21 protein-coding genes are annotated in these 22,677 nt (G+C 69.5%); 8 read left to right on the plus strand and 13 right to left on the minus strand.

What is annotated here, in order from left to right; all coding sequences use genetic code 11:
- Positions 1-34: 34 nt before the first annotated feature.
- The 4 genes from gatB to BQ7391_RS11745 form a co-directional block, all read right to left on the minus strand.
- Positions 35-1,543 carry an Asp-tRNA(Asn)/Glu-tRNA(Gln) amidotransferase subunit GatB gene (gatB, locus tag BQ7391_RS11730; RefSeq protein WP_075280767.1) on the minus strand — a complete coding sequence of 503 codons (1,509 nt, stop codon included), beginning with the start codon at positions 1,541-1,543 and terminating at the stop codon, positions 35-37.
- Positions 1,540-3,045, minus strand: a complete 1,506-nt coding sequence (gene gatA / locus BQ7391_RS11735) for an Asp-tRNA(Asn)/Glu-tRNA(Gln) amidotransferase subunit GatA (RefSeq protein ID WP_075280768.1) — start codon at positions 3,043-3,045, stop codon at positions 1,540-1,542. The genes gatB and gatA overlap by 4 nt, the downstream gene beginning before the upstream one ends.
- The gene (locus BQ7391_RS11740; RefSeq protein WP_075280769.1) at positions 3,045-3,362 is read right to left on the minus strand and encodes an Asp-tRNA(Asn)/Glu-tRNA(Gln) amidotransferase subunit GatC; all 318 of its coding nucleotides are present in this window, start codon (positions 3,360-3,362) and stop codon (positions 3,045-3,047) included. Before BQ7391_RS11740 ends, gatA begins: the two co-directional genes overlap by 1 nt.
- A gap of 639 nt (positions 3,363-4,001) precedes the next feature.
- Complete coding sequence (locus tag BQ7391_RS11745) at positions 4,002-4,958, minus strand: bile acid:sodium symporter family protein (RefSeq protein WP_075281019.1); 957 nt, start codon at positions 4,956-4,958, stop codon at positions 4,002-4,004.
- A gap of 364 nt (positions 4,959-5,322) precedes the next feature.
- Here BQ7391_RS11745 and sufC point away from each other — a divergent pair, with 364 nt between their 5' ends.
- Genes sufC through BQ7391_RS11775 form a run of 6 tightly spaced genes read left to right on the plus strand, consistent with a single transcriptional unit; the run spans position 5,323 to position 10,801 of the window.
- Positions 5,323-6,132, plus strand: coding sequence for a Fe-S cluster assembly ATPase SufC (gene sufC, locus BQ7391_RS11750; RefSeq protein WP_075280770.1), 810 nt, complete (start codon positions 5,323-5,325; stop codon positions 6,130-6,132).
- A complete protein-coding gene (gene sufB / locus BQ7391_RS11755; RefSeq protein ID WP_075280771.1) occupies positions 6,129-7,550 on the plus strand; it encodes a Fe-S cluster assembly protein SufB in 1,422 nt (473 codons plus the stop codon). Before sufC ends, sufB begins: the two co-directional genes overlap by 4 nt.
- The gene (locus BQ7391_RS11760) at positions 7,547-8,650 is read left to right on the plus strand and encodes a SufB/SufD family protein (protein ID WP_075280772.1); all 1,104 of its coding nucleotides are present in this window, start codon (positions 7,547-7,549) and stop codon (positions 8,648-8,650) included. The genes sufB and BQ7391_RS11760 overlap by 4 nt, the downstream gene beginning before the upstream one ends.
- Positions 8,650-9,888: an aminotransferase class V-fold PLP-dependent enzyme gene (locus tag BQ7391_RS11765; protein ID WP_075280773.1), complete on the plus strand. Its 1,239-nt coding sequence runs from the start codon at positions 8,650-8,652 to the stop codon at positions 9,886-9,888. The genes BQ7391_RS11760 and BQ7391_RS11765 overlap by 1 nt, the downstream gene beginning before the upstream one ends.
- The gene (sufU, locus tag BQ7391_RS11770; RefSeq protein ID WP_200799619.1) at positions 9,875-10,309 is read left to right on the plus strand and encodes a Fe-S cluster assembly sulfur transfer protein SufU; all 435 of its coding nucleotides are present in this window, start codon (positions 9,875-9,877) and stop codon (positions 10,307-10,309) included. Before BQ7391_RS11765 ends, sufU begins: the two co-directional genes overlap by 14 nt.
- A 51-nt stretch (positions 10,310-10,360) precedes the next feature.
- Positions 10,361-10,801 (plus strand): RrF2 family transcriptional regulator, encoded by a 441-nt coding sequence (locus BQ7391_RS11775; protein WP_075280775.1) that lies wholly within the window; start codon positions 10,361-10,363, stop codon positions 10,799-10,801.
- Here BQ7391_RS11775 and BQ7391_RS11780 read toward each other — a convergent pair.
- From BQ7391_RS11780 to fba, 7 genes are all read right to left on the minus strand, one after another.
- Positions 10,736-12,379 carry a serine hydrolase domain-containing protein gene (locus BQ7391_RS11780; RefSeq protein WP_083662225.1) on the minus strand — a complete coding sequence of 548 codons (1,644 nt, stop codon included), beginning with the start codon at positions 12,377-12,379 and terminating at the stop codon, positions 10,736-10,738. The two genes, BQ7391_RS11775 and BQ7391_RS11780, sit on opposite strands and share 66 nt — an antisense overlap.
- Positions 12,366-12,539, minus strand: a complete 174-nt coding sequence (locus BQ7391_RS12435) for a hypothetical protein (RefSeq protein WP_159437375.1) — start codon at positions 12,537-12,539, stop codon at positions 12,366-12,368. Before BQ7391_RS12435 ends, BQ7391_RS11780 begins: the two co-directional genes overlap by 14 nt.
- Positions 12,539-13,858: a D-alanyl-lipoteichoic acid biosynthesis protein DltD gene (gene dltD, locus BQ7391_RS11785; RefSeq protein ID WP_083662293.1), complete on the minus strand. Its 1,320-nt coding sequence runs from the start codon at positions 13,856-13,858 to the stop codon at positions 12,539-12,541. Before dltD ends, BQ7391_RS12435 begins: the two co-directional genes overlap by 1 nt.
- On the minus strand, positions 13,858-14,112 hold the full coding sequence (gene dltC / locus BQ7391_RS11790; protein WP_075280777.1) for a D-alanine--poly(phosphoribitol) ligase subunit DltC: 255 nt from the start codon (positions 14,110-14,112) through the stop codon (positions 13,858-13,860). Before dltC ends, dltD begins: the two co-directional genes overlap by 1 nt.
- 5 nt (positions 14,113-14,117) lie before the next feature.
- Complete coding sequence (gene dltB, locus BQ7391_RS11795; RefSeq protein ID WP_075280778.1) at positions 14,118-15,299, minus strand: D-alanyl-lipoteichoic acid biosynthesis protein DltB; 1,182 nt, start codon at positions 15,297-15,299, stop codon at positions 14,118-14,120.
- A gap of 6 nt (positions 15,300-15,305) precedes the next feature.
- Positions 15,306-16,886, minus strand: a complete 1,581-nt coding sequence (locus BQ7391_RS11800; RefSeq protein ID WP_075280779.1) for an amino acid adenylation domain-containing protein — start codon at positions 16,884-16,886, stop codon at positions 15,306-15,308.
- A 355-nt stretch (positions 16,887-17,241) separates the two neighbouring features.
- On the minus strand, positions 17,242-18,114 hold the full coding sequence (gene fba, locus BQ7391_RS11805; protein WP_075280780.1) for a class II fructose-1,6-bisphosphate aldolase: 873 nt from the start codon (positions 18,112-18,114) through the stop codon (positions 17,242-17,244).
- A 155-nt stretch (positions 18,115-18,269) separates the two neighbouring features.
- Between fba and BQ7391_RS11810 the strand changes: the two genes are divergently transcribed.
- Both BQ7391_RS11810 and BQ7391_RS11815 read left to right on the plus strand, forming a co-directional pair.
- Positions 18,270-19,169, plus strand: coding sequence for a hypothetical protein (locus BQ7391_RS11810; protein ID WP_075280781.1), 900 nt, complete (start codon positions 18,270-18,272; stop codon positions 19,167-19,169).
- Between the two features lie 297 nt (positions 19,170-19,466).
- Positions 19,467-20,870 carry an aminopeptidase gene (locus BQ7391_RS11815; protein WP_075280782.1) on the plus strand — a complete coding sequence of 468 codons (1,404 nt, stop codon included), beginning with the start codon at positions 19,467-19,469 and terminating at the stop codon, positions 20,868-20,870.
- Between the two features lie 184 nt (positions 20,871-21,054).
- On the opposite strand, the gene BQ7391_RS11820 is transcribed toward BQ7391_RS11815, so the two are convergent.
- Both BQ7391_RS11820 and BQ7391_RS11825 read right to left on the minus strand, forming a co-directional pair.
- Complete coding sequence (locus tag BQ7391_RS11820; protein WP_075280783.1) at positions 21,055-21,675, minus strand: hypothetical protein; 621 nt, start codon at positions 21,673-21,675, stop codon at positions 21,055-21,057.
- Between the two features lie 296 nt (positions 21,676-21,971).
- Entirely contained in the window at positions 21,972-22,649 is a 678-nt protein-coding gene (locus tag BQ7391_RS11825) for a transaldolase family protein (RefSeq protein WP_075280784.1), read from the minus strand.
- Positions 22,650-22,677: the final 28 nt, after the last annotated feature.

Raw genomic sequence — 22,677 nt, forward strand, 5'->3', positions numbered from 1 at the left:
GGCCGCCCCATCCAAGGGCCCCTGGGAGACGCTGCTACGCCTCGAGCCGCTCCGCGAGCATCTTGTTGAAAGCCTTGGGGTTGCCCGAGCCCTTGGCGGCCTTCATGCACTGGCCCACCAGGAACCCAAGCACCTTCTTGTTGCCGTCGCGGTACTGCTGGACCTGGTCCGTGCAGCGCGCGAGCACCTCATCCACGATGGCGCCGAGCGCGCCCTCGTCGGTGGACTGGCGCATGCCGTGGGCGTCCACGTAGGCGGCCGGGTCCTCGGACGTGCCGTTCACCGCGTCGAGCACCTCGCGCGCCTGCGCGAACGTGATGGCGTCCTCGGCGAGAAGCCCCGAGAGGCTCGCGACCTGCGCGGGCGTGAGGGCGTCGTAGCTGGGGACGAGGTTCACCATGACCTTGGCCACGGTCTCCGCGCCCTTCTCGCCCGCCGCGGAGAGCGCCTGCTCGAAGAAGGCCGCCACCGCCGGGTCTCCCGCGAGCTGGGCGGCGTCGGCGCGCTTGAGGCCGAAGTCGGCCATGTAGCGGTCGCGCTTGGCGTCCGGCAGCTCCGGGATGCGCGCGCGGCAGCGCTCGACGAACTCGTCCGTGAGGTCGAAGGGCGCAAGGTCCGGGTCCGGGAAGAGGCGGTAGTCGTCCGCGGTCTCCTTGACGCGCATGACCACGGTGCGGCGGCGGCTGGGCTCCCAGTGACGCGTCTCCTGGTAGACGATGCCGCCCTCCTCGAGCACCTCGGCCTGGCGGCAGATCTCGTACTCGAGCGCGTCGTGCAGGCTCTTGAACGAGTTGATGTTCTTCATCTCGGTCTTGGTGCCGAACTCCGTGGAGCCGCGACGGCGGAGGGATATGTTCCCGTCGCAGCGCATGGAGCCGTTCTCGAGCGAGCAGTCGGAGATGCCGAGCGTGAGGAACGTCTGGCGCAGCTTCTCCATGAACAGGCGCGCCTCCTCGGGCGTGCGCAGGTCGGGCTCGGTGACGAGCTCTATCAGCGGGGTGCCGCAGCGGTTGTAGTCGATGAGGGACTCCGTTGCCGCGGTGATGCGGCCCTCCTCGCCGCCGACGTGCACCATCTTTGCGGCGTCCTCCTCCATGTGGATGCGCAGGATCCGGATAGGGGCCACGTAGCTGCCGTCCTCGTTCTTCTCGACCGTGGCGTCCGGGCGCTCGGCCGCGCCGGCCCCGCTGACCTCCAGGTCCAGGCGGCCGTGCATGCAGAACGCCACGGGGCCCTGCGTGGTCTGGAAGTTCTTGGCCATGTCCGGGTAGAAGTAGTGCTTGCGGTAGAACATCGAGTGGCGCTGTATCTCACAGTTGGTGGCCAGCCCCGCCATCACGATCGACTCGATGGCCTTCTCGTTGGGCACGGGCAGCGCGCCCGGCATGCCCAGGCAGACGGGGCAGACGTTGGTGTTGGGCTCGTCGTCGTGGGAGAGCCGGCAGTTGCAGAACATCTTGGTCTCGAGCGCGGTGAGCTCGGTGTGGACCTCGAGGCCGATCACGGCCTCCCAGTCGCGCAGGACCTCGGCGAGCTTCTTCATGCGAGCTCACCCCCCTTCCCGGCAAACGCGGGCGCGACGGGGGCCCCGCCGCCAGGCGAGAATGACCGCTCGATCGCGCGCGCGAACGTGAGCAGGCTGGCATCGGCGAAGGCCGGGCCCTGCAGCTGCGCGGAGACCGGCAGGCCGCTCTGCGCGCCCAGGCCCAGCGGCACGGAGACGCCGCCGTTGCCGACGATGTTGTTGGAGATCGTGAACAGGTCGGAGGCGTACATCTGCGTGGGGTCGCTCATCTCGCCGAACTTGAACGCCGTGCGCGGGGCGGCCGGCATGAGGATGACGTCGCACTTCTCGTAGGCGCGGGCGTAGTCGGCCGTGATGAGGGTGCGGACCTGCTGCGCCGGGTAGTAGTACTTGTCGTAGGTGCCGCTGGAGAGGAGGTAGGCGCCCAGCATCTGGCGGCGCTTGGCCTCCTCGCCAAAGCCGTGCGCGCGGGAGAGGGAGGTCTGCTCGGCCAGCGTGGCGCAGCCCTGCTCCTGGTAGCCGTAGCGCACGCCGTCGAAGCGCGCGAGGTTGGAGAAGGCCTCGCACGGCGCGATCACGTAGTAGGCCGCGATGGCGGAGGCGATGTTGGGAAGGTCAACCTCCACGAGCTCGGCGCCCTGGTCCTGCAGGGCGCGGCCGGCGGCGGCGACGGCGTCGCGGACCTCGTCGGTGAGGCCGGCGGCCTCCATGAGGGCGGGCACGACGCCCACGCGGCGGCCCTCGACCGGGTCATTCAGATGGGCAAGGAAATCGGCCTCGCAGGGCTGGCTCGTGGAGTCCCACGGGTCGCGCCCGCCGGCGACGAGCGCGTTCATGGCCAGGGCAACGTCCTCGACGCTGCGGCCGAAGGGACCGACCTGGTCGAGCGAGGAGCCGAAGGCGACGACGCCGTAGCGGCTGACCGCGCCGTAGGTGGGCTTCATGCCCACGACGCCGCAGAGCGAGGCCGGCTGGCGGATGGAGCCGCCGGTGTCAGAGCCCAGGGAGACCGTAACCTCTCCGGCAGCGACGGCCGCGGCCGAGCCGCCCGAGGAGCCGCCGGGGACGCGCTCGGTGTCCCACGGGTTGGCGGTGGGGTGAAAGGCGGAGGACTCGGTCGAGGAGCCAAAGGCAAACTCGTCCATGTTGGTCTTGCCCACGGGCGTGGCGCCGGCGTCGAGCATGCGCTGGACGCAGATGGCCGTGAACGTGGACTCGTAGTTGGCGAGCATCTTGGAGGCGCAGGTGGTGCGAGTGCCCACGAGGTGCATGTTGTCCTTGAAGGCAACGGGCACGCCGGCGAGCGGGCCGAGCTTCTCGCCCGCCGCGCGGGCCCTGTCCGTGGCCTCGGCAGCCTCGAGCGCGAGGTCGGCGGAGACCTGCAGGAACGCCTTGACCTCGCCGTCGCGGGCGTCCACGGCGTCGAGCGCGGCGCGGGCCACCTCGGTTGCGGTGAAGTCGCCGTTTGCGACGCCCGCGGCGATCTGGGCGGCGGAGAGCCGGTCGAAGTTCGTGGCCACTAGCGGTCACCCCCCTGGTCGCCGAGGATGGACGGGACGCGGAAGCTGCGGCCGCGGGACGCGCCGGCGTTCTTGAGCGCCACGTCCACGGAGAGGTGGCGCACCTCGGTGTCCGGCACGTCGTCGGCCATCACGTTGGAGAGGTCGCCGATGGGGTGGAACGTGGGCTCCACGCCCTCGAGGTCGTACTGGCGGATGGGCTCAAGCAGGTCAACGGCATCGTTCATGTACGCGGTCATCTCGTCGAGCTCCTCGGGCGTGAGCGCGATCCGCGCGTAGTCCGCGATGCCCGCGACGTCTTCTCTGGTAAGGGGCATGGGTCCTCCTATCTTGGCTGCGCCCCATTCTACGACAGGGCCAGCGCGTCCTGCCCCCGCCGAGACGCGGCCGCAACAATGCGGGAGGCGGGCCAGGGACCCCTCCTCGCTCAACTCGCCCCGGATACGTACACACCCCTCCCGGGTACGTACGAGATTTCAAAGCTGACGTTCTTCTCGCCACGCCGCCTACCTGCGGGTTCTCTGGAGAGGACAGCACATCAGACCTCGAATTGCGTACGTATCCGGGAGGAAGGTGTACGCACCCGGATGAGGGGGTGTGCGCACCCGAAGCAAGAGGTCCGCCCCGTCCGAACCTTACGAAAGCGAAAGGCAGCAGTAAGCCGCATCGATGGCCCCGGGAGGAGACGGACGGGAGAATGGACCCATCAGAGAGAGGGAGGTCATCATGAAGAAGATCATCTTCATCGCCGTCGTGGCCATCGCCGCGCTCGCCGTCATCCTCGACGACGGCCGCCCGCGCCCGCGCATGTACCGCCACCACTGACGACCGAGGCCCCTGCCTCCGGCGCGGCAAGGCCGCTGCCGCAGGCCCCCGTTCTGCAACGCCGCGGAGGGCGGAGCCGCCACACCCCCGGAAGCGCCAGTCCCGCGCCCGCCCCGCCCGCGGCGATTGAGCTACTCGGGCGCCTCCCCGCGGCGCGCGCGGCGCAGGACGGTGCCAAAGCACGCGGCGATCACCTGCTGGAAGAGCGTCCCTATGACCACTGGGAACATCACCTCGCCGGGGAAGTACTCCGCGGCGATGACCGCCCCGGCCGATATGTTGCGCATGCCCACGAGGTAGGTCATCGAGACCTCCTGCTCGCGGGGCCGCCGCATGAGGCGCGCGGCGGCGAGGCCGAGCGCATAGCCCCCGACGGAGAAGGCGCAGATGAACGCCATCACGCCGACGAGCTGGGGCGTGAGGGCGCGCACGTAGGGGGCAACGCCCGTCGAGTTGCTGAGGATCACCAGCACGAGCGAGATCTTGCCCGCGGGCGACAGCACCGGCGAGAGGTCGCGCGCCGCCCAGCCGCGCGAGGCGTCGTTGAGCAGCGTCCCCGCAAGCGCTGGCAGCGCAATGGAGACCACCATCTCCCCCATCATCCGCGCGGCGTCCACCTCGACCGTCTGCCCGAGGAGCAGGTGCAGCGTGAGCGGAATCGTGACCGGCGCGGCCACCGTGGACACGAGGATCGTGGCGAGCGAGAGCGCCGGGTCCCCGCCGAGCATGTTGGTCCACATGGCAGACACCACGGCCACAGGCACGCTGTACTCCAGGACGATCCCGCAGACGAGGTTGGGGCTCGCGCCGAAGAACGCCGTCGCCAGCACGCAGGCCACGCACGGCATGAGGGCGGTCGCCAAGAGGAGCGTCGCCACGAGCGGGGCCGGGCGGCGCACCGTCCGGGCGAGGTTGCCGAAGGTGTTGGAGAGCGAGCTCTGGAACGTCATGAACGCAAAGAGCGCGGTCACGGCCGGCCTGAGCACGGAGAGCTGGTCGGGGAAGAGCACGCCGAGCACCACGCACGTCGGAGAGACGAACGCCATGTGGCTCCCGACGAAGCCACCGAACCGCTTCCACGCCTCCATGCCGAGAAGAACCTCCCGCCACCGACCGCCCACCGTGCGCCATGGTACTTCTCGCCACGCGGGCCGCGCGCACGCGTAACGCGACGGCAAACGGCGTCGCAGGAGCGCGTGGCCGATGCCCCGGTCGCATGCCCCGACATATCTTGGAAAATGCGCCCTGATTTGTCGGGGTATGCGACCTCCGTCCCCCGGCATCGCGCCACGGGGCGACCTGCCCGACTTTAAATGCCTCTAAATAAGTAGGAATTGTTACGAAGGGACGTTTTTCTTGCCCTGACCCCTTGCCTTTAATACCCCACTCATTACTATGAATTAGGCGAAATAAGACGCGGGCCCGCGCGACCCGCGAGGAGAAAGGCGGAACATGTCCACTCAGCTGCTCAACGTGAGCGCCCTCTCTGCGGGCACCGAGGACAAGCCCATCCTGCACGGCGTGGACCTCGCCGTGGGCGAGGGCGAGTGCCACGTCCTCATGGGCCCCAACGGCGCCGGCAAGTCAACGCTCGGCCACGTCATCATGGGCGACCCCGCCTATCGCGTGACCGCGGGCTCCATCAGCTTCGCGGGCGAGGACGTGACCGAGCTCTCCGCCGACAAGCGCTCGCTCGCCGGCATCTTCCTCTCCTACCAGGCGCCCGTGGAGGTGCCCGGCGTGCCGCTCTACAGCTTCCTGCGCTCCATCTGCCAGATGCGCCCGGAGCTCAAGACCACCGCGCGCAAGTTCCGCCAGCGCGTGGGAGAGATCGCCGACCAGCTGGAGCTCGACCAGGGCTTCCTCATGCGCGAGCTCAACGTGGGCTTCTCCGGCGGCGAGAAGAAGAAGATCGAGATGCTGCAGCTGCTTCTGCTCCAGCCCAAGCTCGCCATCCTCGACGAGACCGACTCCGGGCTTGACGTGGACGCGCTGGGCATCGTCTCCCGCGGCATCCAGGCCTATCGCGAGCAGGTGGGCGGCGCCCTCATCGTGATCACGCACAACACGCGCATCCTCGAGCGGCTTGACGTGGACCGCACGCACGTCATGGTCAAGGGCCGCATGGTGGCCGAGGGGCCGGCGGAGCTCATCGCCGACATCGACGCCCGCGGCTTCGAGCGCTTCGAGCGCGGGGCGGGCCAGGACGAGGCGGCCTGCGTGGACTGCCCGGGCTGTCCCAAGGCGGGTGACGCCCAGTGAGCGAGGAGCGCAAGCGCACCGAGGTCGCAGACGTCGATCGCTCCCTTTACGACTTCACCAAGTCCGAGGAGGGCTACGAGCGCTACGACGACGGCCTGACGCCCGAGATCGTCCGCGCGATCTCCGCCAAGAAGGACGAGCCCGAGTGGATGCTCGAGATGCGCCTGCGCGCGCTCGACCTCTACCACGCGCGCGAGATGGCGCCCAACTGGGGGCCGAGCATCGAAGGCCTGGATCTGGACCACATCTCCACGTACGTCTCGCCCAAGACCAAGCAGGCCAAGAGCTGGGATGACGTGCCCGAGGACATCAAGGACACCTTCGAGCGCCTGGGCATCCCCGAGGCCGAGCGCGAGAGCCTCGCCGGCGTGGGCGCCCAGTACGACTCTGAGATCGTCTACCACAACATGCGCGAGGAGGTGGCCGAGCAGGGCGTCATCTACACCACGATCGAGGACGCCCTCCACGACCCCAAGTGGGAGCCCGTGGTGCATGAGTACTTCGGCACGCTGATTCCGCCCACCGACCACAAGTTCGCGGCGCTGCACTACGCCGTGTGGAGCGGCGGCTCCTTCGTCTACGTCCCCGCCGGCGTGACGCTCCCCTATCCGCTGCAGAGCTACTTCCGCCTCAACGCGGCGGGGGCCGGGCAGTTCGAGCACACGCTCATCATCGTTGAGCCTGGCGCCGACCTGCACTTCATCGAGGGCTGCTCCGCCCCGAAGTACTATGAGGCCAACCTCCACGCAGGTGCCGTGGAGCTCTTCGTGAAGGACGGCGCGCGCCTGCGCTACTCCACGATCGAGAACTGGTCCAAGAACATGTACAACCTCAACACCAAGCGCGCCACCATCGGCGCCGACGCCAAGATGGAGTGGGTCTCCGGCAGCTTTGGCAGCCACGTGAGCTACCTCTACCCCTCCACCATCATGGCGGGCGACCGCGGCACCTGCGAGTTCACCGGCATCACCTTTGCCGGCGCCACGCAGGACCTCGACACCGGCTGCAAGGTGATCATGAACGGCGCGGACACCACGGCGTCCGTGAGCACGAAGTCCATCTCCAAGGACGGCGGCGTGAACACGTTCCGCAGCTCCGTGGTGATCGGCCGGCACGCGGACCGCGCGCGCTGCAGCGTGAGCTGCCAGAGCCTCATGCTCGACGACATCTCCCGCTCCGACACCATCCCCGCGATGGACGTGCGAAACGCCACCGCGCAGGTGGGCCACGAGGCCACGATCGGCCGCATCTCGGACGATACGGTGCTCTACCTCATGAGCCGCGGCTGCTCCGAGGCCGAGGCGCGCACCCTCGTGGTCAACGGCTTTGCCAACCCCGTCTCCAAGGAGCTCCCGATGGAGTACGCCGTGGAGATGAACAACCTCATCAAGCTCGAGATGGAAGGGGCCATAGGATGATGGCCGAGAAGAACCTGGCGCCCGAGGCCGGCGCCGAGGGCGAGCTCACCCTCGAGCGCGTCAACGTGGCGCCCGCGCAGACGTGGAACCGCCTGCGCACGAACGACATCACGCTCACGGTGCCCGTGCGAGGCCGAAAGGGCGACGTGTACTTCTCGCTGCCTCGCCTCTTCGAGGGCGTGGAGTGCGGCATGGGGGGCGCGGTCACCGACTGGGTGGAGTCCCAGGCTCGTGGCGCGCGCTACGTGGAGGTCCCGCGCGACGAGAAGCGCGAGGAGCCGATCGTGGTTGCCGTGGGCTCGGGCGACGTCGCCGACACGGGCGTGATGGTCCGCGCCGGCGCCGAGGCCACCATCGTCGTTGCCGCGGGGGACCTGACAAAGGTGACAGGGTCATCTGTCAGGTCCGGCACGTCCGCTTCGCTCCTGCGCGTGATCGTCGAGGCCGGCGCGCGCGTGCACCTGCACGAGTACGTGAGGGTGGGCTCTGACCAGCAGCACCTCGAGAGCGTGGGCATCTCCGCGGCGCGCGACGCCCGCGTGGACGTGCACCAGTACCTGCTCGGCGGCGGCACCGTCGCGCTGGGCCTCGCCTGCGACCTCGCCGGGGAGCGCGCGCGGGTTGACCTTGGCTGCCGCTACCACGCCGGCGGCACGGAGGTCCTGGACATCAACGAGGTCGTGCGCCAGCGCGGCCGCAATACGCGCTCCGAGCTCAGCTATAACGGCGTGCTCGAGGATGCGGCAAAGAAGGGCCTGCGCACCACGATCGACCTCGTCCACGGCGCCAAGGGCGCGCAGGGCAACGAGGCCGAGACCGTGCTCGTGCTGGGCGACGACGTGGTCAACAAGACGCTCCCCACGATACTCTGCGACGAGGACGACGTCGCCGGCAACCACGGCGCGACGATCGGCTCCGTGAGCCCCGAGCAGCTCGCCTACCTCGCCGACCGCGGCCTCTCCCGCGCAGACGCCGAGCAGCTCTTCGTGAGCGCCCTCTACGAGGACGCCCTCATGCACGCCCCCTGCCCCGAGGCACGTCTGTTAATTGGGGACAGTCCCCAATTAACAGAAACATTTGATGAGGTCGAGGAGGCGTGATGGTCGACATTCGTCAGAACCCATACCGCGCGGACTTCCCCCTGCTGGCCGGGCACCCCGAGATCGCGTTTCTCGACAGCGCGGCCACCGCGCAGCGGCCCGCCTGCGTGCTCGACGCCCAGCGCCACTTCTACGAGACCATGAACGCCAACCCGCTGCGCGGCCTCTACAGCCTCTCCGTCGCGGCCACCGCGGCCATCGCGGACGTCCGCGCGCAGGTGGCGGCTCTCATCGGCACGCCTGACGCGCGCGACGTGGTCTTTACCCGCAACACGAGCGAGAGCCTGAACCTCGTGGCCAAGTCCTGGGCGCCGTGCGTCCTGGGCCCCGGCGACGAGGTGGCCATCACCGTCATGGAGCACCACTCCAACCTGATCCCCTGGCAGGAGGCCTGCCGTGCGGCCGGCGCGCGCCTCGTCTACCTCTACCCCGAGAAGGACGGCACGCTCACGGATGCGGAGATTGCCGAGAAGATCGGACCGCGCACGCGCATCGTGGCTGCCGCGCACGTCTCCAACGTCATGGGCTGCGAGCTGCCCGTCCGCAGGCTCGCAGACGCCGCGCATGCCGTGGGCGCCGTGATGGTCGTCGACGCCGCGCAGTCCGTCCCGCACCTGCGCGTGAACGTGGACGAGCTGGGCGCGGACTTCCTCGCGTTCTCCGGCCACAAGGCGCTGGGGCCGATGGGCGTGGGCGTGCTCTGGGGCCGCCACGAGCTCCTGGAGGCCATGCCGCCCATGCTCACCGGCGGCGAGATGATCGACTCCGTGCGCGAGCAGGACGCCACGTGGGCGCCCGTGCCCGAGAAGTTCGAGGCGGGCACGCAGGACGCCGCCGGCATCTATGCCACCGGCACCGCGCTCTCCTACCTCACCGAGACCGTGGACCTTGGCACCGTGGCCAAGCGAGAGGCGGCGCTCGTGGCCTACGCCTTCGAGCGCCTGGCGGAGCTCGACTTCGTCGACCTCATCGGCAGCGCGGACCCCGCGCGCCACCACGGCGTCATCAGCTTCAACGTGCGCGGCGTCCACCCGCACGACGTGGCGAGCATCCTCGACGCCTCCGGCGTGTGCATCCGTGCCGGCCACCACTGCGCGCAGCCGCTGCTCGCGTGGCTCGGCGTGGAGAACCTCGCCTGCTGCCGCGCGAGCCTTGCCTTCTACAACGACGCCGCCGACGTGGACCGCCTCGTCGACGGCCTGAGCCAGGTCTGGGGGATCTTCCATGGCAGTGACTGACCTCTACAACGCGGCCTTCATGGACCACGTGTCGCACCCCGACTACAAGTACCAGATGGAGGACGCCGACTGCAGCCACGAGGGCGTGAATCCCTCCTGCGGCGACGAGCTCACGTTCTCCGTGCGCTTTGCTGACGACGGCACCATCGAGGAGGCGGCGTTCACCGGCCACGGCTGCGCCATCTCCCAGGCGAGCGCCGACATCATGAGCGACCTCATGGTGGGCAAGACGCCTGAGGAGGCGCGCGAGCTCTGTGCGCTCTTCATGCGCATGGTCCGCGGCGAGGAGACGGACGAGGCCGCGCTCGAGGCCCTCGAGGACGGCGTGCTCTTGCGCGACATCGCGCATATGCCGGCGCGCGTGAAGTGCGCCGAGCTCGCCTGGCGCACGCTCGACGAGATGCTCGAGGCCCGGCAGTGATGCGTGCGGCGTGCAAAAGTGCCTGTCCCCTTTGCACGGGGAGGTGACGAGATGGCAGGAATGTTCTCGACCAAGGGGATGTACGCGCTGCGCGCGATGGCGGACCTCGCCTGCCACGAGGGCTGGGTCTCGCTCGGCGACGTCTCGCGTCGGCAGGGCATCTCGCGCAAGTACCTGGAGCAGGTCATCTCGCTCATGCACAAGGCCGGCTACGTGCGTAGCCAGCGCGGCAAGGGCGGCGGCTACCAGCTCACGCGCAAGCCGGAGGACTACACCTTGGGCGAGCTCCTGCGCGCCGCGGAGGGGTCCCTCGCGCCCGTGAGCTGCCTCGACTGCAGGAGCGACGAGCTCTGCCCCCAGCGCGACACCTGCACCACCGTGGGCGTCTGGCGCGACCTCGGCCGCGTGACGTCCTCCTACCTCGACTCAAAGACGCTCGCCGACCTCGTGCGCCCCGACGACGCGGGCCCCTGCACCGCCAAGCCGATCTAGCGGCGCCGCGACGCCCTGCGCCCCACTCCGGCGAGCGTTCCCGGAAAGGTCGACGAGCCCTCCCGCAAGGAGAAGGATAGCGCAGGCGAGAAGGACGAGCGCCTGGTCCGGGTAGAAGGCCGCGAAGTCGCGCCATCGCATGCCCGTGAGAAGCGGCGGCACGCCCAGCAGGTAGACCGGCGCCGCCATGTGCAGCAGCAGGGCCGGGAGCGCCCGGGGCGCCCGCCGGGACCCGCGGCGCCGCCGCAGCGCGCCCCACGCGAGCGGCAGCGCGCAGAGCAGCACGGCCAGCGCGTAGAGCACGTCGTAGCGCACGTGCTCTCCCAGCGGCGGCACCACGTCCGCGGGGTCCGCGCGCCCGCCCACGGCGATGGCCGTCGCTCCGTCCGCCAGCGAGAGGAACGCCTCGTTGCCGCCGAACTCGTCGTTGCCGTCCGCCAGCACCACGACCCCGAGGTCACGCCCGGGGATCGCGCACATGCGCGCCACGTAGTTCTCCACCTGCCCATCGTGCGACATCACGAGCTCCCCGTCATCCCAGGAGTAGGTGGTCCAGCCCATGCCGTAGTAGGTGTCGCCCGCAGGGTCGGGCACGCGCGAGAAGATCATCCGGTGGACGGAGCCCGCCGAGAGCACGCGCGCGCCACCGGGCGCCGCGCATCCGCTGTTGAGATACATCCGCAGGTACGCCGCCATGTCCGAGACGCTCGCGCGGACGTAGCCGGAGGCCGGGCCGCCCCAGGCGTCGTCCCCCTCCCCGTGCTCGAAGCCGTCCGCCACCCACGCGCCAAACCACGAGCGGTGCCCCTCGGCCCGGGGCGCGCGCTCAGGCTCGTCGCCCGCCGAGGCGTCGTCCATCCCCAGCGGCGAGAAGACGCGCTCGCGCAGGTACGTCCCGAGGCCCAGCCCGCTCACGTCCTCCACGATGCGGCCGAGGAGGTCGTAGTTGGCGTTGGCGTACGAGAAGGACCCGGCGCTCTCACCCACGGACGCCCCCGCGAGCGACTCGAAGTACCCAAAGCCGCTCGTCTGGTTGAGCAGGTCGCGAACCGTCACCGAGACGGGGACGCCCGTCTCCGGGGCGTAGGAGCACGCGGGCCCGTCAAGGTCGACGAGCCCCTCCTCGGCGAGCTGCATCACGGCCACGGCCGTCATGGACTTGGAGAGCGAGCCCACCACGAACGTCCGGTCCTCGCTCGTCACGTCCCCCAGGCAGCGCAGGTAGCGCACGCCATCCGCGTCCACCACGGCAACGGCGACGCCCGGCATCCCGCAGGCGGGGAAGGCCTCGTCGAGAAACGCGTCGAGCCGCGACGCGAGCTCGGCGCCCACGGGCTCGTCGCCCGGCAGCGCCGCGCCCTCGTCGGTGGGATCGAGCTCAGGCTCGGCGATCTGGGCGACCTCCTCCTCGGAGAGGCCCGGGTCGCCAATGTCGTCGGGCCCGGGCAGCAGCGCCTCGTCGGCCCGCGCGACCGCCGGGGTGCCGAGCGCGCACGCCGCCAGGAGCGCGGCGGCCACGGCGCCCGCCGCGAGCAGCCGTCCCCGGCACCTCGCGCGACCATGCCTAGAAGCTGTCATAGATGAACTGCACCGGCCCCGAGAGACCCGAGAACACCACGAACCACGCGATCACCGCCACGAGCGCCACCACGGCGAGAAACGCGCCCGCCGCGAGCAGCCCCGGGCGCGCCTCCACCCACGCGCGGGCCCGCGCGGCAAGGCCCTTCTTGCCCGGCATCACGAGTCGCCTCCCTCCGCGGCGAGCCCCGGCGCGTCGCCAAGGTCCGCGCCGCCCAGGAAGTCGTCGTCGCGGCCGCTCACGAAGTCGTAGAACGCGCGCTCGATGCGCACCCAGCCCACCCAGCCGGGATGCACCGTGTCGCACAGGAAGTACTTCTCATATTCGCAGCTCGAGAAGTCCGCATAGGCGGCGCCGGCCTCGTCGCAGATACCGCGGATGCGCTGGTAGTAGGCCGCGCGCTCCTCGGCGGAGACGTCAGCGAGGTCATACCACGCCCCGTGCACGGGCAGGATGCACACGAGCGGCTCCAGGCCCGCCTCCCGGCAGACCTCGAGCAGACAGGCAAGGTCCGCGTACTCGTCGTCCGCCTCGTGGAAGTTCTCGAAGAGCTCGGGCATGTAGGTGTGGTTCTTCTCCCAGTACGCGTCATAGACGCCGTAGTCGTTGGTGGTGCAGGACGCCGCCCCCTCGGCGCGCGCCGCATCCAGCAGGGCGTCCCAGTCGGGCTCGCCGGTGGGCTCCCCCGCCGCGCGCGCCGGGCTCTTGGAGGGCGCGATGGCCACGATCCCGGGCACCTCCGAGCGCAGGCGCCAGCCGTCCGCGAGCGAGAAGAACCAGTCGTTCACCGCGTCGAGCGGCATGTCCTGCGCGGCGGCCGCGAGCTGGCCCGCGTCCACGCCCAGCTCCTCGCAGCGCCGCCGCACGTAGGCCTTGGTCTTATCGGAGATGCTTGGGTTCTGCGCGAAGGCGCGGTAGAGCGAGTAGGAGAACTTGCTCTCGAACTTGTCCTGGTCGCCGTTGCCCTTGAAGAACCACTGCGGCGAGACCACGATCATGACCTTCTTGTTCTTGACGCGGCCCCCATAGGCGCCGGCGGCGATGGCCTGCCAGAGGCTCTGGTCGTAGCCCTGGCCCACGAAGGTCATGTCCACGCCGGTCACGTTCTCCCCGAAGACAGCCTGCGGGCACATGCTCACCTTGTCCTTGGAGATGTAGAACTCCGAGGAGCCCAAGCAGAGGTAGGAGTCGTCCGACATGTTGGCGAGCACGAAGTCCGCGTTCTCCGACTTGCCGTCGGCATAGACGTAGTCGTAGATTCGCGAGGGGTCGGCGGGGCCGTTGCCGGGGAGCAGCACGTCCAGCGCCACGAGCCCCGCCGCGGCCACCACGAGCCCGGCCGCCACCGCAAGGAGCAGCCGCACGCCGGGACCCATCCGGCGATGGGGGCGCCCCGCGGCGGATGCGACCGTACCGTCCTTCTCGCCGTGGTCCTTCTCGCCGTGGTCCTTCTCGCCACGGTCCTTCCTGCCGCGCATCACGCCACCCGCTTCTCCACCTGCTCGACGATCTTGTTGGGCGTGTTCATCTGCTCGCGCGGCACCGCCGTGGGCGCGATGGACACGCCCAGCTCGTCCTCTATGCCCACGAGCAGCTCGATGGCGCCCATCGAGTCAAGAAGCCCCAGCTCAAAGAGATCATCGTCCAGGTGGTCCCGCACCGCGTCGTCCCCGCAGACGTCCACGAGGAGGTCAAGCACCCTCTCCCGGACGGTCGCATCGCCATCTGCCATGTCAATCAGGCTCCCTTCACGAGATAGGAAATCTGGCCGGAGAAGATCGCAAAGCCCAGCATCACCAGCTGTAGCGTCACGAACCACATGAGGATGCGCATCCAGCGGTCGCGCCGGTGCGCGCGATAGAACTCGGAGCGCTTCTGGAGCCACTCGTTGGCGGCGAGAAGGACCCCGTGGTAGAGGCCGTAGCCCAGGTAGTCGGGCGTGAGTCCGTGCCAGCACCCCATGACGAGCATGTCCGCCACAAAGCCCGCCTGCGCCACGCGCACGCGGTCGCGCACCCAGCCCCAGCCACGCCGCCGCCCACGGCGCATAAGCGTGCGCGTGAGCCGCATGAAGACGAAGTCCCTGAACCACGTGGAGAGCGTGATGTGCCAGCGGTTCCAGAAGTCGATGACGTCGGACGCCAGGAACGGCGCGCGGAAGTTGCGCGGGCAGCGGATGCCCAGGCAGTAGCTCGCGCCCATGGCCATGAGGCTGTAGCCCGCGAAGTCAAAGAAGAGGTAGGCGGCGTAGGCGTAGGCGATGCGCACCTGGTTTGCCAGCTCGGCGAGCCAGGGGCCGTCCCCCCAGGGCTCGAGCACCCACCAGCGCTGCGCGACCTGGGCGATCACCAGCTTGTAGACCATGCCGGCGAGCAGCAGCAGGATGCCGCGCGCGAGCATGCCGGCGTACTCGTCGCGCGCGGGGACGCGGTGGGCGTCCGCGAGGAAGCGCCGGCTGCGGTCGATGGGGCCGGAGGTGAACTGCGGGAAGAAGAGCAGGAAGCTCAGGTAGTCGAGAAGGCCCAGCTCGTCGCGCCCGATGAGCCCGTCATGCACCTCGAAGACCACCTGGAGCGCCTTGAACGTCACGTACGAGATGCCCGCGAAGCCCCAGAGCGAGACGCTGCCCGCGGTGAGCTTGTAGACCACGAGCGGCAGCATCGTGAGTCCGGCGGACGCATAGAAGACCCCCTGGTTGTCCGGGCGGCCCGCCAGAACCACCACGCACACGCGCGCGACGGCGAGAAACGAGACGAGCGCCACGGCCTGCGTCCCCGAGCCCAGCAGGCAGGCGAGAAACACGACCGAGGTCACGAGGCCCCAGCGCTGGAGCGAGTGCCCCGTCAGGCCGAGCGCGACCGCCACCGCCACGGCGGCAGCGAGGAGCACGAAGAACGCAGGGTCGGCAAAGAACTCCACCTCGGGTCACCCGCGGCTCGCGAGCGCGCGGCGGTCGATCTTCTCGTTGGCCGTGAGGGGCATCTCGTCGATCACGCGGATGCGACGGGGGACCATGTAGGAGGGCAGGGTGCGCCCGAGCGCCGCCTTGAGCGCGCGGGAGAGCTCGAAGTCTCCCGGCACCCCGCCGGCCAGCCCGAGCCCGCGGGCAAGCTCGCCGCGGTCCACTACCACGAACGCCGAGAGGCTCGTGACGCGGCCCCGGGCCTCGCGCGGCACCACGGCCGCCTGCTCGATGCCCGCCATCCCCTCGAGGGTCCCCTCGACCTCGGCGAGCTCGATGCGAAAGCCGTTCACCTTCACGAGCGAGTCGAGCCGGCCCTCGCAGTGCAGAACGCCGCGCCCGTCGAGGTGCCCCAGGTCGCCCGTCCGGTAGCCGCGCGCTGGCGTGCCGTCGGCGAGGGTCGTCTCGAAGAAGCACGCGGCCGTCTTCTCGGGATTGGCGTAGTAGCCCTTGGCCACGGTGTCCCCGCAGATGACGATCTCGCCCGTCTCCCCCGCGGGAAGGCGCGCGCCCGTCTCGTGATCCACGATCCGAAGCTCGGTCCCCGGGCGCGGGCTGCCCACCGGCAGCGGCTCGGGGTCCGCGAGCTCGGCGGCGCCGATCTCCCCGTAGGTCACGGCGACGGTGGACTCCGTGGGCCCGTAGGTGTTCGCGATCACGGCGTCCGGGAAGCGCTCGGCGAGCGCGGCCGCCGTGGTGTGGTGGAGCGTCTCCCCGCAGAACAGGAAAAGGCGCAGGCGTGGCAGCAGCCCCGCGCGGAAGGACGGGTCGGCAAGGCAGAGGTCCGCGAAGGAGGGCGTCGAGACCCACACCTCCAGGCCCGAGGCGGCAAGCCCCGCAAAGAGCCGCGAGAAGTCCATCTCGTCGGCGCCGCCCACCGCGCAGAGGCACCCGCCCGTGGCGAGCGCGCCCACGAGCTCGTACTCGGAGAGGTCGAAGGAGTAGTGCGCCTGGTCGAGAAAGGCGCGGCCCCCGTCGCGGATAACCGGGAAGCCCACGAGCCAGCGCATGAAGGCGGCCACGTTGTCCGCGCTGACCTCGATGCCCTTGGGGCGGCCTGTGGAGCCGGAGGTGAAGATCACGTACTGGGTCTCGTCCCCCGCGACCCAGACCCGCCGGTCGGGCGCCTCGCCCATCGGCTCCCGGAGCAGGCCATCTGCGTCAAGCAGCTCGCAGCCTGCGAGGGCCGAGCGCAGCTCGTCCGGCAGCGCGCAGGTGGAAAGAAGGACGGGCCGCTCTATCTGCCCCGCGATGTCGCGCACGCGCGCGGCGGGGAGGCTCGCGTCCACCGGGACGAAGGCGTGCCCGCTCATGAGGCAGGCGAGAAACGCCGCGACGGTGCGCGCGTCCTTCTCGCCGAGCACGAGCACGGGGCCGCGCCCGCGGGTGTGGCGCATGAGCGCGGAGGCGAGCGCCCCCGCAAGGCCCCAGAGCTCCGCGTAGCTCGTCACCGCGCCGTCCGCCGACCGGAAGGCCGGGGCGCCCGGCGCCGCAAGCGCGTTCTTCCTGACCGCCTCGAGCAGCCCGTTTTCTGCCTCGCCCATGCCTGCCCCCTTCGTCGGCGCGTGTCACGGGGCATGGTAGGCCTGCGGGACGCGCCGGGAGGGACCGCGCGGACATCGGCACAAAGGCGAGAAAAACAATAAAGCCGACTGAAGGGAGCCCGATGCCAAAAAGAGGGCGAAGTGCACCGACTTCTGCGCATTGCTGCCGGAGCTCATGGGCGTCGGCAACTGGGCAAGGCTCCTAGCTGCGATAACGTAACAGGCTCACGTTCTTCTCGCATGCGACGTGAAGAAAATCGTGCACTTCCCGCATTTTATGGCACAGAACGGCGCCCGGCCCCGCGCTGCGGGACCGGGCGCCGACGTTGCCTATGAGGCCAGGCGCGCCTCCTGCTTACGCCCAGCCCTTGCCGTCGGAGCCGAACTGCTGCATGAGCTCCTTGGTGCGGGCGACGATGGCCTCGCGGCCGGGCTTGAGGAGCTTGCGCGGGTCGTAGCCCTTGCCCTGCTGGTCCTTGCCCTCCTCGATGTACTTGCGGGTGGCCTCGGCAAAGACGACCTGGAGGTCGGTGTTGACGTTGATCTTGGAGATGCCGAGGGAGATGGCCTTCTGGATCTGGTCCACGGGGATGCCGGTGCCGCCGTGCAGGACGAGCGGCAGGTCGCCGGTCAGAGCCTTGATCTCACCGAGGCGGTCGAAGGACAGGCCGGCCCAGTTCTCGGGGTAGATGCCGTGGATGTTGCCGATGCCGCAGGCGAGGAAGTCGACGCCCAAGTCGGCGATGGCCTTGCACTGCTCGGGATCGGCGAGCTCGCCGTTGGAGGCGACGCCGTCCTCGACGCCACCGATGCCGCCGACCTCGGCCTCGACGGAGATGCCCTTGGCGTGGGCGGCCTTGACGACCTCCTCGGTGCGCTTGAGGTTGAGCTCGAAGGTCTCCTCGTGCGAGCCGTCGTACATGACGGAGGTGAAGCCGGCCTCGATGCACTTGAAGACGTCCTCATAGGAGCCGTGGTCGAGGTGCATGGCAACCGGGACGGTGATGTTCATGTCCTCGACGAGGTTCTTGACGAGGTCGGCGACGACCTTGTAGCTGGTCTGCCACTTGGCGGCGCCGGAGGTGCACTGGATGATGACGGGGGACTGGAGCTCCTCGGCAGCGGCGAGGATGCCCGAGGCCCACTCGAGGTTGTTGGTGTTGAACGCGCCGACGGCGTAGTGGCCCTTCTCCGCGGCCTGAAGCATGGCAGTAGCGTTGACGAGCATGTTGACCTCCATACGTTGGTGTAACCCGGAAGGACAGTACGGGTAAATCATACCCCGACACGCAGATGAAATCAGTCTCACAACCACATTTTGGGAGAATGGTTTTTATCATGACAATGGTGACAGGGGCGTCTGTCATGAAAGGGAGGCGGCGCATGGCCGAGAAGGACGAGCGCAGGGCGGGCATCCTGGGGGACTTCTCCCTCTCGCAGATCGTGGCGACGGGCCTTGCCGCGGCCACGTCCTTTGCGCTCTCGGCGCAGATCGGCATCGCGGGCTCGATCATCGGCGCGGTGATCGGCGCCGTGGCCTCGAGCGTGGCGACGCAGGTCTACCGCAACATACTGAACGCCTCCGCGGAGAAGCTCCGCTCGCTCGGCCCCGACCAGACGGCGCGCGGTACGGCCCCGGTGCCGGGCGAGGTGCCGCCGACCGCGGGCGAGACGCGCCTCATGCCCACGCCCGTCCCGGCCGACAGGACGCGCGTCGCCGCGTCCGGCACCCCCATCGCCCCGCCCGAGGTCATCGACGCCGCCCACGAGCGCCAGCGCACGCGCCTGCGCCGACGCGTCGCCGTCATCGCCACGGTCGCGGCCGTCGCCGTCGTGCTGGCATACGCCCTCGTGGTGAGCCTCGCCACCCAGGGGGCGGGCATCGGGCCGTCCCTCTCGCCGGCAGAGCCCGTCGTGGTGGACGAGCGGACGGAGGGCGAGCGGGCGCCGCAGGCGGACGAGGCGCCCTCCGCGGGTGCCGAGGACGAGGGCGCGTCCGAGCAGCCCACCGGGCCCGCGGACTCCCCCGCCGAGGGAGGCTCCGCCACGGGCGCGGACGACCAGGACGACGACGCGCAGGGCACGGGCGCCGCGCAGCCCGGAACGGGCGCGGACGCGGGCGCCGGGACCGGCTCCGATTCCGGTTCCGGCACGGGCACGGGAGCTGGCGCGCAGGGCGGCACCGGCGACAGCGCGGATGCGGGCGCGGACTCCTCCGGGACGGGCGGCGCGGCAGACGCCGGCGGCTCCACGGGGGCCGCGGGCCCGGCTGGCCAGCCGTAGGCGCACGGCCGCGGCACGGCGCGCTGCGGAAACCGGCGTCGTGGCAGCCCCGCGCGAGCGCGCGTTGCCAAAAGAGGGGTTTTGGCAGGCGCGGACTCGAAAATCCTGCGGTTCTTCTCGCCCCCGTTCTTGAATCGGGGGTTGTGGCAGTCCCCAAGCTGCCACAACCCCGCTCCCCGCAACGCGCGCCCGCCCCGCGCTGCCACGGCCCCAGATTCCACAACGCCTCCCTGGCCCGCGCCGCCGGGCTGGTCTAGAATCTTGAGCCGATTGCGTATCTCCGAGGAAGGGAGTTCCATGGACCGTCCGAACGCATGGAAGGAGTACACCGAGGAGCAGCTCGACCAGCTGCACTACCTCTGCGAGGGCTACAAGGCCTTCATCTCCGAGAACAAGACCGAGCGCGAGTGCTGCGCCGCCGCCGTGGCCATGGCCGAGGAGGCCGGCTACGTGAGCCTGGAGAGCCGCATCGAGGAGGGCAGGCGCCTCGTTCCCGGCGACAAGGTCTACGCCGTCAACCGCGACAAGACCCTCATGCTGCTCCAGCTGGGCACCGAGCCCCTCGAGGCGGGCGTGAACATCCTGGGGGCGCACGTCGACTCGCCGCGCCTCGACGTCAAGCAGGACCCCGTGGAGGAGAAGAACGAGCTCGTGACGCTTGACACGCACTACTATGGCGGCGTCAAGAAGTACCAGTGGGTGACCATGCCGCTCGCCATCCACGGCGTGGTGGCCAAGAAGGACGGCACCGTCGTCTCCGTGGTCATTGGCGAGGATGACGACGACCCGGTCTTCTGCATCACCGACCTCCTCCCCCACCTCGCGAGCGAGCAGATGGGCAAGAAGGCCACCGAGGTCATCGAGGGCGAGATGCTCGACGTCCTGGTGGGCAACCGCCCGATCGTCGTCGAGGGGGGCGAGAAGGACGGCGACGCCGAGAAGAGCCCGGTCAAGGCCGGCGTGCTCGGCATCCTGCGCGACCTCCTCGACATCGAGGAGGAGGACCTGCTCTCCGCCGAGCTCGAGGTCGTTCCCGCGGGCGCTGCCCGCGATCTGGGCCTCGACCGCTCGATGATCCTCGGCTACGGCCAGGACGACCGCGTGTGCGCATACACGAGCCTCGTGGCGCAGCTCGACGCCGAGGCGCCCGCGCGCACCGCCGTCACCCTGCTCGTTGACAAGGAGGAGATCGGCTCGGTGGGCGCCACCGGCATGACGAGCCACTTCTTCGAGAACACGATGGCCGAGGTGCTCGAGCTCGCCGGCGAGACCGGCCCGCTCGCGCTGCGTCGCTGCCTCGCCAACTCCAACATGCTCTCGAGCGACGTCTCGGCCGGCTTCGACCCCACGTTCGCGAGCGTCTTCGAGCCGAAGAACAGCTGCTACCTGGGCCACGGCCTCACGTTCAACAAGTACACGGGCGCCCGCGGCAAGTCCGGCTCCAACGACGCCGACGCCGAGTACCTGGCCACCATCCGCCGCGTGATGGACGAGGGCGGCGTGCACTTCCAGACCGCGGAGCTCGGCAAGGTGGACGCGGGCGGCGGCGGCACGATCGCCTACATCCTGGCGACCTACGGCATGAGCGTCGTCGACTGCGGCGTGCCCGTGCTCTCCATGCACGCGCCCTGGGAGGCGACGAGCAAGGCGGACGTGTACGAGGCGTACCGCGGCTACCAGGAGTTCCTCAAGCTCGCGTAGGAAACTTCGTTACGGCAACGGGGGCCGCCCCTCCGATTCTCACGCAAGGACTGCGCTTCGCGGAAGATCCTTGCTTAGAGAATCGGAGGGGCGGCCTTTTGCTGTCACGGTTGTCTGCAGCGGCGTGAGGAACTCCTGGTGGCCGTCGCTCAGGGCCTCCACCCTCTGGAGGGCGCGGGGAGGGTCACTCGATGGCGAGCGTCACCTGGGTGTTGGGGAGGCCGGTCACGGTGGCGGTGGTGCGGCCGCGGTCCCAGCTGAGGAACGTATCGCTGTTGATGCGGAACTCCCACTCCTTGCCGGACTCGTCGACGCCGCTGAGGTAGTACGTCGCTCCGCTCTCGCCGCTCACGTCCCTCGTCTCGACATCGTGCAGCTCGACGCGCACGGGGTCGAAGAGGTACGGGATGTCCAGCAGCGGCTGCCCCACAAAGACGTAGCAGGTACACACCATGAGCGCGATGATGACCGCCCCGAAGATGCGCTCGCCCACGCCCTTGAAGTCGTCGCGCAGCTGCCGCGCCACCGCCACGACGCCAAAGGAAAAGATGGCAAGCCAGCCCGGAACGCCCACGAGCCGATACGCCACCGCGATCGGCCCCTCGTCCGTCTTGCCCAAGGTAAACAGGCCGATGAGTCCCCACGCGACATAGCTGACCACGGCCAGGGGAACAAGAACTATCAAGGCAATCGCCAGATAGCGGCGCCGGCGGTCACGGGCGGACTCCACGGGGGACTCGCTCGCCTCCGCCTCCTCCATCGCCGCCTTGAGCCTCGCGTACGTATCGTCCTCGTGCGCTTCCATGTACCCCCCCTCCGCTCTCAAGACAACGTTAGTCCGAAGCAAGGGGAAATGCTGGCTTGGCCGGCATCCCTTGCGCAACGCTTACGTCGCGGGCCAGGGCGGCCGGGCAGGACCCTTTGCCGGAATCTCGGATTGCGCATGGCGAGAAGAACGCGTAGCTCGGGATTCTGCGGCTAGACGGCCGCGTTTCCCAAGCTACGCGTTCGGTAGTTCAACTTCTGTCACGCGCTAACGCGGATGTTGGAAATCCCCGATTGCGCGTGGAGGTCCGGGGCCGAGGTTCTTCTCGCCCGCCCCTACAGGTCGGCCATCGTCTTGCCGGCGCCAACGAGACCCTCGAAGTCGGCGGTGAAGGCGTCCACCGCAGCGTCGATCGCGGCGTTCTTGACCAGGCCCTCGATCACGGAGGAGGCGGCCGTCACGGCGCCGACGCCGTAGCGGGCGAGCTCGAGGATCTGCTGGGAGTTCTTGAAGCTCGCGGCGAGCACCTCGCAGGGGAGGTCGTTGGCGCGGAAGATGTCGTGGATCTCCATGGCAACGCCCACGCCGTCATAGCCCATGTTGTCGATGCGGTTGATGTAGGGCGCGGCGTAGGAGGCGCCTGCCTTGGCGGCGAGGAAGGCCTGCATCGGGGTGTAGATGGCCGTGGCGGTGGTGCGGATTCCCTCGGCGGCGAGCATGCGGATGGCCTTGAAGCCCTCCGGGACGCTCGGGACCTTGGGGAAGGTGTGGGCGCCGAGCTCGGCCACGATGCGCCTGCCGTCGGCGACCATCCCATCGGCATCGCGGGCCACGACCTGCGCGTGGAGCTCCATCTCGGGCCCGATGATGTCTCGGATCTCGTGCAGGACCTCGAAGGGCGCGCGGCCGGAGGCGGCGAGGATCGACGGGTTGGTGGTCACGCCGTCAACGGGGTAGTACTCCACCAGGCGCTTGATGGCATTGACGTCGGCGTCGTCGATGATGAGCTTCATGACTGGTTCCTTTCGCTTGGCGTGTGGA

Source organism: Thermophilibacter provencensis, assembly GCF_900128445.1.
GTDB classification, from domain to species: domain Bacteria; phylum Actinomycetota; class Coriobacteriia; order Coriobacteriales; family Atopobiaceae; genus Thermophilibacter; species Thermophilibacter provencensis.

Excerpts from the sequence above, each read along its gene's own strand:
- fba (WP_075280780.1), bottom strand. The coding sequence starts at position 18,114 with ATGCTCGTCAACGCTACTGCCATGCTTCAGGCCGCGGAGAAGGGCCAC.
- sufC (WP_075280770.1), top strand. The coding sequence starts at position 5,323 with ATGTCCACTCAGCTGCTCAACGTGAGCGCCCTCTCTGCGGGCACCGAG.
- dltD (WP_083662293.1), bottom strand. The coding sequence starts at position 13,858 with ATGCGCGGCAGGAAGGACCGTGGCGAGAAGGACCACGGCGAGAAGGAC.
- BQ7391_RS11765 (WP_075280773.1), top strand. The coding sequence starts at position 8,650 with ATGGTCGACATTCGTCAGAACCCATACCGCGCGGACTTCCCCCTGCTG.
- gatB (WP_075280767.1), bottom strand. The coding sequence starts at position 1,543 with ATGAAGAAGCTCGCCGAGGTCCTGCGCGACTGGGAGGCCGTGATCGGC.
- sufU (WP_200799619.1), top strand. The coding sequence starts at position 9,875 with ATGGCAGTGACTGACCTCTACAACGCGGCCTTCATGGACCACGTGTCG.
- BQ7391_RS11740 (WP_075280769.1), bottom strand. The coding sequence starts at position 3,362 with ATGCCCCTTACCAGAGAAGACGTCGCGGGCATCGCGGACTACGCGCGG.
- BQ7391_RS11825 (WP_075280784.1), bottom strand. The coding sequence starts at position 22,649 with ATGAAGCTCATCATCGACGACGCCGACGTCAATGCCATCAAGCGCCTG.
- BQ7391_RS11745 (WP_075281019.1), bottom strand. The coding sequence starts at position 4,958 with ATGGAGGCGTGGAAGCGGTTCGGTGGCTTCGTCGGGAGCCACATGGCG.
- BQ7391_RS11780 (WP_083662225.1), bottom strand. The coding sequence starts at position 12,379 with ATGACAGCTTCTAGGCATGGTCGCGCGAGGTGCCGGGGACGGCTGCTC.
- BQ7391_RS11810 (WP_075280781.1), top strand. The coding sequence starts at position 18,270 with ATGGCCGAGAAGGACGAGCGCAGGGCGGGCATCCTGGGGGACTTCTCC.
- BQ7391_RS11775 (WP_075280775.1), top strand. The coding sequence starts at position 10,361 with ATGGCAGGAATGTTCTCGACCAAGGGGATGTACGCGCTGCGCGCGATG.
- BQ7391_RS11800 (WP_075280779.1), bottom strand. The coding sequence starts at position 16,886 with ATGGGCGAGGCAGAAAACGGGCTGCTCGAGGCGGTCAGGAAGAACGCG.
- dltC (WP_075280777.1), bottom strand. The coding sequence starts at position 14,112 with ATGGCAGATGGCGATGCGACCGTCCGGGAGAGGGTGCTTGACCTCCTC.
- BQ7391_RS11815 (WP_075280782.1), top strand. The coding sequence starts at position 19,467 with ATGGACCGTCCGAACGCATGGAAGGAGTACACCGAGGAGCAGCTCGAC.
- BQ7391_RS12435 (WP_159437375.1), bottom strand. The coding sequence starts at position 12,539 with ATGCCGGGCAAGAAGGGCCTTGCCGCGCGGGCCCGCGCGTGGGTGGAG.
- BQ7391_RS11820 (WP_075280783.1), bottom strand. The coding sequence starts at position 21,675 with ATGGAAGCGCACGAGGACGATACGTACGCGAGGCTCAAGGCGGCGATG.
- BQ7391_RS11760 (WP_075280772.1), top strand. The coding sequence starts at position 7,547 with ATGATGGCCGAGAAGAACCTGGCGCCCGAGGCCGGCGCCGAGGGCGAG.